At 38.0% G+C, this 16,160-nt stretch carries 3 protein-coding genes; all 3 read left to right on the forward strand.

What is annotated here, in order from left to right; translation table 11 throughout:
• Positions 1 to 155 precede the first annotated feature (155 nt).
• Positions 156 to 1,859, forward strand: coding sequence for a SprB repeat-containing protein (locus tag ASD98_RS24600; protein ID WP_056207300.1), 1,704 nt, complete (start codon positions 156 to 158; stop codon positions 1,857 to 1,859).
• A 237-nt stretch (positions 1,860 to 2,096) separates the two neighbouring features.
• Complete coding sequence (locus tag ASD98_RS24605) at positions 2,097 to 8,435, forward strand: SprB repeat-containing protein (RefSeq protein WP_056207303.1); 6,339 nt, start codon at positions 2,097 to 2,099, stop codon at positions 8,433 to 8,435.
• Positions 8,436 to 8,670: 235 nt separating this feature from the next.
• The gene (locus ASD98_RS18780) at positions 8,671 to 16,158 is read left to right on the forward strand and encodes a T9SS type B sorting domain-containing protein (RefSeq protein ID WP_056207305.1); all 7,488 of its coding nucleotides are present in this window, start codon (positions 8,671 to 8,673) and stop codon (positions 16,156 to 16,158) included.
• The last annotated feature ends 2 nt before the right edge of the window (positions 16,159 to 16,160 follow it).

Here is a 16,160-nt window from a genome sequence, read left to right on the forward strand (position 1 = left end):
CAGCGACTGCTACAGGTTTAGCACCATTAACTTATGGAATTAATGGTCCAACCGGAGCATTCCAAACAAGTAATATTTTTACAATAGCTGCAGGAACTTATACAGTTTATGTAAAAGATAAAAACGGCTGTATTGCTTCAGCTCCGGCTGCAACAGTGGTTTACCCGCAATTAACAGCTGCTGGTACAGTTACAAAAGAATTAGATTGTACAGCTACTCCAAACGCAACAATTACAGTTACAATTGGCGGTGGTAGATCTACATATACTTACACAGTACAAAAAGGGGCCGGTGCTCCAAGTGCAGCAAGCGCACCTATTACCGGGCCAACATTTACTTATACAGTAACACCAGCAAATGCAGACACTTATACATTTGTAATTACAGATTCTAACAGCTGTACAAGAACTGCAGTTGTTACAGTTGCTCCAATTTCAAACCCAACAGTTACAGCTGTTCAGACAAATGCGAGCTGTAATGGTGCTGCTGATGGTTCAGTTACTTTAACAGGTGCTGGAGGATCAGGTAGTTTCACATACAGTAATAATCCAACAACAGGATTTACAACTAATCCGGTATTTACAGGATTAGCAGCTGGTACTTATACTTTCTATGTAAAAGACAGTAAAAACTGTTCTGGATCTGTAGCAGTTACAATTACCCAGCCTATAACATTAGCAGCAACTGTTGCAGTAGTTCCATTTACATGTAACACTTCAAATGCTAAAGTAGCAGGAACAGTTACAATCAATGTTACAGCAGGAACAGGAACTGCTCCTTATGAATATAGCTTTAACGGAAGCGGGTACAGCTCAAATAATGTATTAACATTAAATGATAATGGAGCTAATCAAGCTTATACTTACTCAGTAAGAGATGCAAAAGGTTGTCCGGTAACAGGTAATGGAACTTTATTAAGACTAAATCCTCCAACAGATTTAACTTTTGCTTCGCCAGCGGTTACTTGTACAGCTACGACAACTACTGTTACTTTAACAGCAGTAAATGGAGTTGGAGCTTTACAATATGAAACTATTGCTCCATCAACAGTAATCATTGCTAAACAAACATCTAATGCATTCGCAAGTCTTGCACCTGGATCTTATACTTTCAGGGTTACAGATGCAAACGGATGTTATTATACAGAACCTTACATTGTAAATCCGGTTACTCCAATTGCAATTACAGGAAATAAAACAAGTGATGTTTTATGTAGAGGAGGTTCAACAGGATCTGGAACTTATACAGTTTCTGGTAATGCTGTAGTAGGTGCTTATACATTTACTTTAACAGCAGGAACTTTAGGATCAGGAACATTAACACAATCAGGAAATACACTAACATTATCAAATGTTGCAGCAGGTACTTATACAGTTCAGGTAACAGATACTGCAACAGGATGTACTAATTCTACAAGTATTGTTATTGGTCAGCCGGCGGCTGCTTTGGCAATTACTACAGCAGTAGGAACTAATGTTAATTGTAATAACGATAATTCACAAATTACAGTTACTGCAACAGGCGGTACTCCAAATTATACATACGCTTTCGCGAAAAGCCCATCAACAGTTCCAACATCAACTTACGGAAATAGCGCTGTTTTAACAGTAGATACTAATTCTGGAGCTGATTTAGTTTGGGATGTTTACGTGAAAGATGCAAATGGGTGTATTGCTAAATCAACAGTTACAGTTATTCTGGATGCAATGCCAGCCATCACTAATGTAACGGTTAACAATCAATGTACAGCTTCTGGAAGCGGATTTACAATTACAGCGACTGCTACAGGTTTAGCACCATTAACTTATGGAATTAATGGTCCAACAGGAGCTTTCCAAACAAGTATACTTTTACAGTAGCTGCAGGAAGTTATACGGTTTATGTAAAAGATNGTAACGGTTAACAATCAATGTACAGCTTCTGGAAGCGGATTTACAATTACAGCGACTGCTACAGGTTTAGCACCATTAACTTATGGAATTAATGGTCCAACAGGAGCTTTCCAAACAAGTAATACTTTTACAGTAGCTGCAGGAAGTTATACGGTTTATGTAAAAGATAAAAACGGCTGTATTGCTTCAGCTCCGGCTGCAACAGTGATTTACCCGCAATTAACAGCTGCTGGTACAGTTACAAAAGAACTAGATTGTACAGCTACTCCAAACGCAACAATTACAGTTACAATTGGCGGCGGTAGATCTACATATACTTACACAGTACAAAAAGGGGCCGGTGCTCCAAGTGCAGCAAGTGCACCTATTACCGGGCCAACATTTACTTATACAGTAACGCCTGCAAACGCAGACACTTATACATTTGTAATTACAGATTCTAACAGCTGTACAAGAACTGCAGTTGTTACAGTTGCTCCAATTACAAACCCAACAGTTACAGCTGTTCAGGTAAATGCAAGCTGTAATGGAAGTTCAAATGGTTCAGTTACTTTAACAGGTGCGGGAGGATCAGGCGGATTTACATACAGCAACAATGTTGCAGGACCATTTGCTGCAAATCCGGTATTTACAGGATTAGCTGCAGGTTCATATACTTTCTACGTAAAAGACAGTAAAAACTGTTCTGGATCAGTAGCAGTTACAATTACTCAGCCTTTAACATTAGTGGCATCAGTAGTTGAAGTTCCATTCTCTTGTAATGCTTCAAATGCTAAAGTAGCAGGAACAGTTACAATCAATGTTACTGCAGGAACAGGAACGGCTCCTTACGAATACAGTTTCAACGGAAGCGGATACAGTTCAAATAATGTTTTAACATTAAATGACAACGGCGCAAATCAGCCTTATACATATGCTGTAAGAGATGCAAAAGGCTGTCCGGTTACAGGTTCAGGAACTTTATTGAGATTAAACTCTCCAACAGATTTAACATTTGCTGCTCCGGCAGTTACTTGTACGTCTACAACAACTACTGTTACATTAACAGCAGTAAATGGTGTTGGAACTTTACAATACGAAACAATTGCTCCATCTCCGGTTATTATTGCTAAACAAACATCTAATGCTTTTGCAAATCTTGCACCGGGTACTTATATGTTTAAAGTTACAGATGCAAACGGATGTTATTATACAGAATCATATACAGTTAATCCGGTAACTCCAATTACTGTTTTAGCTAGTAAATTAAGTGATGTATTATGTAATGCAGGAAATACAGGATCTATAAGATTAACTGTTGCTGGTTTCGGTTCTACATATTCTTATACAGTTAATGGAGGTACAGCGGTAACAGGAGTTAATACTGGAACTGTAACTTTACCAAATTTAACTGCAAATACTTACGCTATTATTGTTACTGATGAAGCAACAGGTTGTACAGCAAATGCTTCGATTACTATTAATCAGCCGGCAGCTGCTTTATCTGCAGCTTATGCAGCAGTAAATGCTAACTGTTTTGTTAGTACTTCTGCAGTAACAGTAACAGCAACTGGAGGAACTCCATTATACAGATATTCATTTGTTCAGGATGGTGCTGCGGTAGGAGCTTATTCTAACAATAACAAAGCAAACTTAGATCCAGCGGTTAACTTAAACTGGGATGCCTATGTAATTGATGCTAATGGATGTACAACTAAAGTAGATATTACTATAGCTAAAGATGTTGTTCCAACTGTTACAGCTTCTGCTGCGGGTCAATGTTTTGGTGTAGGAAGTTATACTATTACTGCAACTCCGGGAGCTGGTTTAGTAGCACCATTGAGCTACAGTATTAATGGAGGAGCTTCATATCAGGCAGGTAACACATTTGTTGTTACTACACCAGGAAGCTATACGGTTAAAATTAAAGACGGTAACGGATGTACAGCAGATAGCAATGTTGTTTTAGTAAATAACGCATTAACATTAAATGCGACATTAGACAAAGATATTACATGTTCAGTTCCAACTGATGCTCAGATTACTTTGACACCAGCGGGAGGAAGCGGACCATTCACTTACACAGCTTCTCCTAACACAGGAACATTTGCCGGAAATGTATTTACAACTAACACAGCAGGATCGTATACTTTTACAGTAACTGATTCTAGAGGATGTACAGCTACATCTGCTGCGGTTATCGTTACTACGCCAGTGTTACCTGATATTACTTTAGTTGCACAAACTCAAAGTATTAACTGTAATGGTGATGCTACTGCAGCAATTGCTATTACAATTGATAATACAAAAGGACAAGCACCATTTGTATATACTGTTTTAAATACAACGACAGGAGTTAATTACGGTTCACAAACATCTGGCTTAGCTGCTGGTAATTATGTGATTACTGTAACTGACGCAAAAGGTTGTACAGATACATTTAATATTAACATTGCACAGCCAACACCAATTGTTGTAAACAGAACAATTACTCCAATTACTTGTGGTGCATTGGGTGTTTCTTTAGGAGCTATTACAATTACTTCTGTTACAGGAGGTACTCCAAATTACATCTATCATGTAACAGGAGTAAATGGTTATAATAAACAAATTACAAATCAAACAGGAGCTTTGGTTGTTTTCGAAGTAGTTGATTTTGGTTTATACCAAATTATAGTTACAGATGCAAATGGTTGTACTAATATCGAGCAAAATATATTTGTTGCTTCACCGCCAAATGATCTTGATATTACAGTAACACCGCCGCCGGCTGATTGTTCTTCATTAGGTTCAGCAGTTGTGGCTATTGGTGCAACATCTACTAATATTACAGGTAACGGTCCATTCCACTTCGCTGTTTATACAGGTCCGGGAATGACTTATACTTCTCCAACTACTTTACCATGGTATGATGAAGATGTTTTAGGAGTTCCTGCAGGAGTAAACCCAGGAAGTAAAAAAACAACTATACCAAACTTATTACCAGGTGTTAAATATACTTTCATCGTACATGATGCATTTACAGGTTGTTATTACTATGAAACAGCTCAATTCCCTATTCCAACTAATTCTACTTTAACAGTAAGCGGCTTAACAGCTAACAATGTTACTTGTAAAGGAAGCAATAATGGAAATGTTACATTAACTGTTAATAGTACATATCCAACACCAACACCAATTAGTTATGAGATATTTAATTCTTTAACTATGGTTACAACAGGAGTTACCGGAACAGGTACAGTTCCTGCTAATAGTTCACTTATACTTAGTAACATAGGTGCATTAGGTTTTGGAAATTATGTTGTAGTAATTAAAGAAACTGCAGGTGGAACTAATGCGGGATGTAGTGTTGCTAGTAATACATTTAACATTACTGAATCTGCTATTGATTTATCAGTTACAGCTTCAGTTACTAAAAATGCAAATTGTAATCCAAACTCTGGTATAATTACAGCTGTTGCAAAAGACGGAACAGGTCCATATACATATCAATTATTATTGTCTACAGATCCTGCTCCAACAGCAGCGACTGCGGGATGGACTGCTGCAAATACATTTAATAGAAATGCAGGAAGCTATATTGCGTACGCAAAAGATGCTTATGGCTGTATTAAATTCGCAGCTGTTACATTAAATAAAGATGCTGATCCAACAATTACAGCACCAGCTGGAATTTGTTATGACGGTAATCCATTCACATTTGCAATTTCTGGAACAGTTGATCCGGCAGTTGGAGGAGCTACTTATAGCGTAAACGGAAGTACTTTCCAAACAAGCCCAAGCTTTACGTTTAATGCTTCAGGTACTTATACTTTAGTAATTAAAGATGGTAACGGTTGTACAGCGACTACAACTTATGAAGTTAAACCACAGTTACACTTAAGTGCTGCATTAACAAAAGAACTAGATTGTACAGGAACTCCGGATGCTCAAATTACATTAACAGCCACAGGAGGTTACAATACTGCCTACACTTATTATTATTCTACTGATGGAGGTCTTAACTATACCTTGATGCCATCAAATGTTTTAACAACTAGTGTTTTAGCAAACTATATGTTCAAAGTAAATGATGCTAAATTGCCAACAGCATGTGAGGCTACAACTACTTTAACATTAGATCCTATCCAGCCTACATTATTTGCTACTGTTGAAACACATGTAAGTTGTAATGGAGGTACAGATGGAACTATTACTGTAAATGTTACTTCAGGAGTTGGTCCTTATCAATATCAATTAGATGGTGGAGCTTTCCAAACATCAAATGTATTTACAGGATTAGCGGCAGGTACTGCATATACTATTACGGTAAGAGATGCTAAATCTTGTCTTTACCCAGGTACACCAATCACAATTACACAACCAGCAGCCTTAACAGCTACGTCTGTTTTAACAACAGGATTAACATGTGCTGCAGGAAATGTACCAACAAAAGCAGTAGTTACTGTAACTGCTGCAGATGGAACTGCTCCATATTTATACAGTTTTGATAACGGTGTAACTTATACAAGTACGAATACATACGAAGCTTTTGCAGGAACAACATTCAATGTTTTAGTTAAAGATGCTAAAGGATGTATATTCACTTTAACAAATGGAGTTAATATTCCAGCGTTAAATCCGCCAACAATTACAAATATTGCGGGAACACCAATTTATTGTGCTCCAGCTGCAAGTACTACAAGTACAGTTACGATTACCACTACAAATGGTGTTGGTACTTTAGCTTACGCAATTTTATCACCAGCTAGTGCAACTTCAAATGTTTCAGGTGCAGCTAACGGAATATTCACATTATTAGCTCCGGATACTTACTTGTTTGAAGTAACTGACGCTAACGGATGTAAAGATCAAAAATCATATACAGTTGCTCCGGTAACTAATATTACAGTTGCAGGTCAATTAGTAAGTAATGTAATTTGTAACGGACAATTAAACGGTGCCGTTAAATTTACAGTTGCAAACTATGGAGGTACTTATACAGCAGTATTAACAGCAGGAACAGGTACAGTAGCACAGACAGGTAATACAGTTGACGTTACAGGATTAGTTCCTGGAACATACACCCTTGAAGTTACAGACGATGTTACACAATGTACAGCAACTGCTTCAGTAGTTGTGACTCAGCCAACAGTGCTGAACATTAACTTAGTTAGTAATGTAAATGCAAATTGTAATTCTGGTGCTAAAGTTGAAGTTATTGCTTCAGGTGCAACACCAAACTATACTTATGCATTCGTTCAGGATGGTGTTACTCCACTAGCTGCAGATTACACAAATAGTGCAAGCGCTGTATTAGCTCCAGCTACAAACACACTATGGGATGTTTATGCTAAAGATGCAAACGGATGTACAGTTAAATTAGATGTTACAATTGCTACAGATGCAATGCCAACAATTGACTTAACTGCTTCAGTTTACTGTTATACAGGAGGTCCAGTACCAATTACAATAACTGGAACTTTTGTAGGTGCTACAGCTGAATACAGTATTGGTAACGGATACCAATCTAGCCCTAACTTTGTATTGAATGCGCCAGGAAACTACACATTCTATATTAAAGATGTTAACGGATGTATTGTTTCAGCCCCTTATACATTGCGTCAACAATTATTATTAGATGCTACTTTAACACAAGATTTAACTTGTGCAGGATCAGCTAGTATCACATTATTGGCAACTCAGGGAACTACGACTTACACAGGATTTGAAGTTGACTTTAATGGAGGTGGATATGTTGCTGCAACATCGCCTTACACGGCTACTGCTGCTGGAACTTATACTTTCAGAGTTACAGACAGCCAGGGATGTCAGGCAGTTTCTATTCCGGTAGTAGTTACACCAACAACAACTCCAACAGCAACATTAGCACAAACAAACGTAAGCTGTATAGGAGGAAATGATGGAAATATTACTGTTACTGCTGCAAATGGAATTACTCCATATCAGTACAGTATTAATGGAGGAACTTTCCAGGCTTCAAATATATTCACAGGATTAATTGCAGGAACTTACAACATCGTTGTTCGTGATGCTAAACAATGTTCTTCAGTAAGCGTACAAGCTACAATTACTGAGCCGACAGCTCTTGCAGCAACAGCTGTGTTAACGCAAGGATTAACTTGTGGAACAGGTAATGCTACTCAACCGGCAGTTGTTACAATCAATGTAACTGCGGGAACAGGAACAGCTCCTTATCAATATAGTTTCAACGGAGGAACAAATTATAGTCCAACAAATACGTTGACTACTTATAATGCAGGATTAGTTACAGCTTACGTAAAAGACGCAAATAACTGTATCATTGCAGTGCCGGTTACTATCACTATTCCAGCGTTAAATGCGCCGACAAATATGGATATTAACGGAACACCAATTTATTGTGCTCCAGCAGCTAACACAACAAGTACAGTTACAATTAGTAACGTAATTAACGGAGTAGGAACGCTTCAATATGAGATTCTTTCTCCAATCGCTGTAGCGAAACAAACTTCTGCGGTATTTGCAGGATTAACTCCTGATACTTATTTATTCCAAATCATATACTGTTTTACCGGTAACTAACATTACAGTTGCAGGTCAATTAATAAGTAACGTTACTTGTAACGGAAACACAAATGGTGCAGTTAGATTTACAGTTGCTAATTATGGAACTTCTTATACTGCAACATTAACAGCAGGAACAGGTACATTAGTTCAGACAGGAAATACTGTAAACGTTACAGGATTAGTTCCTGGAACATACACTGTTCAGGTTGTTGATGGAACGACAGGATGTACAGCAACTGCTTCTGTAGTTGTGGCTCAGCCAACAGTTCTAGGACTTAACTTAGTAAGCAACATAAATGCAAATTGTAATTTCGGTGCAAAAGTGACTGTTTTAGCAAATGGAGGAACGCCAAATTATACATATGCATTCGTTCAGGATGGTGTTACTCCAGTAGTTGGAGATTACACAAATAGTGCAAATGCAGTATTAGCACCAACAGTAAACACTCAATGGGATGTTTATGCTAAGGATGCAAACGGATGTACAGTAAAACTTGATGTAACAATTGGTACAGATGCATTACCAACAATCAATTCATCAGCTGGATTATATTGCTACACAGGTGGTCCAGTGCCAATTACGATAACAGGAACAGGTGTTGCACCTTTAACATACAGCATTGGTAATGGATACCAATCTAGTCCTAACTTTGTATTGAATGCGCCAGGAAACTACGTATTCTATATTAAAGATGCTAATGGCTGTATCGTTTCAAGCCCTTATACATTACGTCAGGAATTGTTGTTAAAAGCTACTTTAACACAAGATTTAACTTGTGCAGGATCAGCTAGTATCACATTATTGGCAACTCAGGGTACTCTTACTTACACAACATTCGAAGTATCGTTTAACGCAGGTGCATATGCTGCTGTAACATCACCTTACACGGCTACTGCTGCTGGAACTTATACTTTCAGAGTAACAGACAGCCAAGGATGTCAGGCAATATCTATTCCGGTAGTAGTAACACCTACAACAACTCCAACAGCAACATTTACACAAACAAACGTAAGTTGTATAGGAGGAAATAACGGAAGTATCATTGTTACTGCTGCAAATGGTGTTGTACCATACGAGTACAGTATCAACGGAGGAGCTTTCCAGGCTTCAAATATATTCACAGGATTAGTTGCGGGAACTTACAATATTGTAGTGCGTGATGCTAAACAATGTTCTTCAGTGAGCGTACAAGCTACAATTACTGAGCCGACAGCTCTTGCTGCTACAGCTGTGTTAACGCAAGGATTAACTTGTGGTACAGGTAATTCAACGCAGCCAGCAGTTGTTACAATCAATGTAACTGCAGGAACAGGAACAGCGCCTTACCAATACAGTTTCAACGGAGGAGTAAATTATAGTACAACAAATACGTTGACTACTTATAACGCAGGAACAGTTACAGCTTATGTAAAAGATGCTAACAACTGTATCATTGCAACGCCGGTTACTATCACTATCCCAGCGTTAAATGCGCCGACAAATATGGATATTACAGGAACACCTATTTATTGTGCTCCAGCGGCTAGTACGACAAGTACAGTTACAATTAGTAATGTAATTAATGGTGTAGGAACGCTTCAATATGAGATTCTTTCTCCAATCGCTGTAGCGAAACAAACTTCTGCGGTATTTGCAGGATTAACTCCTGATACTTATTTATTCCAAGAATCATATACTATTAACCCGGTAACAAACATTACAGTTTCTGGCCAGTTGATTAGTGATGTTACTTGTAATGGAAATGCTGATGGAGCGGTTAGATTCACAGTTGCGAACTATGCAGGTACATATACAGCAGTATTAACTGCAGGTACAGGTACATTAGCTATAACAGGAAATACAGTAAACGTTACAGGATTAGTTCCAGGAACTTACACGGTTCTTATTACTGACGGAACAACAGGGTGTACAGCAACTGCTTCAGTAATTGTGGCTCAGCCAACAGTTCTAAACCTTAACTTAGTAAGCAACATAAATGCAAATTGTAATTTCGGTGCAAAAGTTGAAGTTATTGCTTCTGGTGGTACTCCAGTTTATAAATATGTATTTGTTCAGGATGGAGTTGCTCCAAACGTTTTAGATTATGACACTGTTGCAAATGCAGTATTAGATCCAACAGTAAACACTCAATGGGATGTTTATGCAATGGATGCAAACGGATGTACAACTAAAATAGATGTAACAATTGCTACAGATGCATTACCAACAATCAATTCATCAGCTGGATTGTATTGTTACACAGGAGGACCAGTGCCAATTACAATCACAGGAACTTATGTTGGTACACCAACATACAGTATTGGTAACGGATACCAATCTAGCCCTAACTTTGTATTGAATGCGCCAGGAAACTACACATTCTATATTAAAGATGGAAATGGTTGTATCGTTTCAAGTCCTTACAAATTAAATCAGGAATTATTATTACAAGCTTCTTTAACACAAGATTTAACTTGTGCAGGATCAGCTGTTATTACATTATTGGCAACTCAGGGTACTCTTACTTACACAGGATTCGAAGTTGACTTTAATGCAGGAGGATACTTCCCTGCAACATCACCTTACACGGCTACAGCTGCTGGAACTTATACTTTCAGAGTAACAGACAGTCAGGGATGTCAGGCAGTTTCTATTCCGGTAATAGTAACACCAACAACAACTCCATCAGCAACATTTACACAAACAAACGTAAGCTGTGTAGGAGGAAATAACGGAAGTATCATTGTTACTGCTGCTAATGGAGTTGTTCCATATGAGTACAGTATCAATGGAGGAGCTTTCCAGGCTTCAAATGTTTTCACAGGATTAATTGCGGGAACTTACAATATTGTAGTTCGTGATGCTAAACAATGTTCTTCAGTAAGCGTACAAGTTATAATTACTGAACCAGCTGCTCTTGCTGCAACTGCAGTATTGACTCAAAGTTTAACTTGTGGTACAGGTAATGCTACTCAGCCTGCAGTGGTTACAATCAATGTAACTGCAGGAACTGGAACTGCACCTTACCAATACAGTTTCAATGGCGGAACAAATTATAGTGCAACGAACACATTTACTACTTATAATGCAGGAACAGTTACAGCTTATGTAAAAGATGCTAACAACTGTATAATTGCAGTACCGGTAAGTGTTACAATTCCAGCACTAGATGCTCCAACAATCGATTCTGTAACAGGAACAGATATTTGGTGTACACCAGCTGCTAATACAACAAGTACAGTTACTGTAACTGTTTCACATGGTGTTGGTGCATTACACTACGAGATTCTTTCACCAGCAAGTGCTGTTACAAATGTTTCAGGTGCAGCAAACGGAATCTTTACAGGTCTAACAGCAGATACTTACTTATTCCAGGTAACTGATGCAAACGGATGTAAAGATGATATCTATTACACTGTTGATCCGTTAGTAAATATTACAGCTGCAGGTCAGTTAGTAAATGATGTGAGCTGTAATGGAGGTTCAAACGGATCAGTTAAATTTGATGTTGACAATTTTGGCGGAGCTTACACAGCTGCTTTAATTGGAGGACCAACTACAGGAACTCTAACCCAAGTTGGAAAAGTAGTAACTTTAACAAACTTACCAATCGGTACGTATACTGTAGAAGTTACAGACACAACAACAGGATGTACAGCTTCGGCTTCAGTAACTGTTGTTGAACCATCAGTATTAACATTGACTGTGGCTTCAAATGTAAATGCTAATTGTAATTCAGGTGCTCAGGTTAGTGTAACAGCTGCAGGAGGAACTCCAAATTATCAATATGCTTTCATTGCAGGTGCAGGAACTCCAGCAGCAGCAGATTATACAAATAGTAATAATGCTGTTTTAGATCCGGCTGTAAGCTTAAACTGGAGAGCATACGTTTTAGATTCTAAAGGTTGTGAAACATTTATCCCAATAACAATTGCGGTAGATCCATTACCAAGTGCAATAACAGCTAATGTTACAAGCCAATGTCCTACGGCAGCAGGTGAATATACATTTACAGTTACTGTTGGTTCTGGTGTTGCACCTTACGAATACAGTATTGGAGCTGGTTTCCAAACAAGCCCTACATTTACTGTAAACGCTGCAGGAACATACGATGTAACAGTAAGAGATGCAAACGGATGTACAGCAACAGCAACTGCTGCGGTAACGATCACTCCGGGATTACAGTTAGAGACTATAGTTACAACATTACCAAGTTGTACATTTAATAATGGTGTAATTACTGCTACTGCAACAGGAGGTTCAGGAACAGCTAATTATAGATATACTTTAGACGGAGGTGTAAGCATAAATACTACACCAGCTGTATTTAACAACGTTGCTCCTGGTACACACGTTATCAGAGTGAGAGATGTATTAACGACTTGTGACTTTAATGTTACGATTGTAATTGCTCCTGCAACTGTTATTACAGGATTTACTTTAAACGGAACAAATGTTTCTTGTAGAGGTAATTCAGATGGTTCAATCACGGCTAATTTAGCTCCAAGTGCACCAGGCGTAAACGATAACCCGGTTTATACGTATACATTAACAGGAACTACAGCTTTAGGAGTAGCGGTTAACAGACCAGCTCAGACTCAAAATATTTTTGATAACCTTCAGGCTGGAGATTATACGGTAACAGTAACTTCTGGAAGAGGTTGTGTGGATTCTGAAGATATTAGAATCAGCGAACCAAACGTAATTACTGTTAACGCACCAGTTATCACACAATACAATTGTACAGCTGGAACAAACGTTTCAAACTATGCAGTTATTACAGTAAATAATGTTGTTGGTGGTTCTGGAGTTTACACAATCTATGAGTTCATTAAAGGTGGAGTTGTAGTTCAAAGAGGTCCTGCAAATGCTTACAGCGAGTCAGACTTCACAGGTGGGGACTATACTGTAAATGTTTATGATGATAAAGGATGTATGGGATCTAGTACAGGAATAATCAGAGTAAATCCTTTCATTCGTTTAGATCAAATAAATGTTGCTGTAAATACTGCTGTAACTTGTATTTCTAATGAAGATATTACTGTAACTGTAACATCTATTGGAGGAACACCAGCGATATTGAATTACAATGTTGCCGGAACTGATGGAAATACATACAATCAGTCAAATACAAGTGGAGTATTCACAGGATTAACTATCGGAAATTATTTAATTACCGTTACAAACCCTGCAACAGGATGTTCAATTGTACAAGTACATTATGTTAATGATCCGAATACTTTCGATATTAATGTAACACCAGTTAACGGACAAATCTGTTATGGTACTGCAACCGGAAGCGTTGATTTAACTTTTGTTGATAATCAGTTAAACCCAACAAATGATGCAGGTGCATTCAACTATGTAATTACAGGACCAGTTCCTAGCAACGGAACAACAACAAATGCAGGTCCGGTTAGAATTTCTAACTTAACTGCTGGTCAATATACAGTTGTTGCAACACTAGTAAACAACCCATTCTGTACAGTTTCTACATTGTTCACAATAGAACAGCCAACAGCTGCTCTTACAGTAACAACAGCGAAATCTGATATTACTTGTGTAACAGGAAATAATGATGGAGAAATCACTGCTTCAGCAGCTGGTGGATGGGATAATAAATACGAGTACCAATTGGTATTGAACGGTACAACATTAGTTGACTACTCAGATCAATTTGTATGGTCAGGATTATCAGCAGGTAACTATACAATTAACGTTAGAGATAATGTTGGATGTATCGCTGCAGCAACAGAAGTATTAGTTGTTCCTGCACCAATCGTGGTTACAGCATCTGCAAGTGCTACAACATTAACATGTTTTGGAGATAAAACGGCAGTAATTACAGTAGACCCTCCAACAGGTGGTCAAGGAAGTAACTATCAGTATACTTTAAATATTCTTTCAGCAACTCCAGTTATTAGTTCTGGACCACAGCTTAGCCCAATATTCACAGGTTTAGGTGCTGGAACTTACAGTATTACTGTTACTGACGGATTTAGTTGTTCTGCAACTTCAGCAAACATTGTGATCAATGAGCCAACAGAAGTTATTCCAACTTTAGTTGAAGCTAGTTCACAAACATGTTTAACTCAGGCAACACTTACTTTAAGCGCAGTGGGCGGAACAGCTCCTTACACTTATAGTACTGATGCTAATTTTGCAACAACTATTGGTTCATTCAATGCATCAGTTACCTTCCCGGTTGCTGTTGGTAAATACAGTTACTATGTAAAAGATGCTTTAGGATGTGTTGGTTATGTTTCTAACGAAATCTTAATTGATCCTCTTGAACCGCTAGAAATTGATGTTGATGTTACAAATGCAGTTGTAAAATGTACAGGTGAAGCTACAGGAGTTATCGTAGCAGAAGCTAAAGGAGGTTTAGGAAACTATATCTATACATTAGAAAATACTGCAGGAACTATTATCCAAGGTCCTCAGGCTACTGGAATCTTCGAAGACTTAGTAATTGGAGATTACATTGTGAAAGTTGTAAGTGGAGATTGTGATGATGCATCTGCTGTAATTACAATCAATGAGCCGCCAGTTGCTTTACAAGCTGTGTTTACGCCAACTAATGTTACATGTTTCGGTGAAAACAATGGTAAAATTGTAGTAACAGCAACAGGAGGAACAGGAGTTATTAAATACGCAATCTCACCAGATTTAAATCAGTTTGATACAATCAGTGTGTTTGAGAAACTTGCTCCAGGATTGTATACTGTAATCGCGCAAGATGAAAACGGATGTTATGTAATGACAGATATAACAATCACGCAGCCAACCGCACCACTTATAGTTACAATTACACCGGATTCAATATTTGGTGAGCAATGTAAAGGAGAGTTAAACGGTCAATTTACGATAGATATCACTGGAGGTACTCCTGGATATACAGTAAGTCTTGATAAACCAAATGGTCCTTTTGATCCAGTTACTGGAACTCAGCATACATTTGCGAATCTTGCAGGAGGTAACCATATCGCTTACGTAAGAGATGCAAACAACTGTAATTTTGAAATTCCAGTTCTTGTACCAATGCCAGTCGATATTAATCCAGAAGCAGAAGTTGTTTATGGTTGCGAAACTAATACAGTGACAGTAACTATAGATCCATCTGTAGATCCTGCCGATGTTGATTACTCTTTAGATGTTAAAGCTGGTCCATATCAATTAGCAAATGAATTTGTAAATGTTGCACCTGGTCCACACATAATTTATGCTAGACATACTAATGGATGTATTCAGGAAACGACAAGTTTCACAATCCAGTCATTTGCTAAATTACAAATTCAATTAGCTGCAGGACAACAAGAAATGAACGTAATTTCAGTTGTTGGTATTGGTGGAAGACCTGCTTATGAATACAGTATCAATGGAGGTCCATTTACATCTGAAAGTAAATTCAAAATCTACCAATCTGGTGATTACCTGATTACTGTAAGAGATCAAAATGGATGTACAGATCAGATTATTGTACCAATGACATACATTGATGTTTGTCTTGACAATTACTTTACACCAAACGGAACTCACGATGGTTGGGGACCTGGTTGTACAAATATTTACACTAATCTTGAGTTTGCGATCTTTGATAGATACGGACGTCAGATTGCTAAATATCATTATGGTCAAAAATGGGATGGTAGATACAATGGCGAGGAATTACCAACAGGTGATTACTGGTATGTTCTTAAACTTAATGACGTGAATGATGCAAGAGAGTTTGTTGGACATTTCACTTTATACAGATAACA

Source organism: Flavobacterium sp. Root186 (genome assembly GCF_001428525.1).
Lineage (GTDB): Bacteria > Bacteroidota > Bacteroidia > Flavobacteriales > Flavobacteriaceae > Flavobacterium.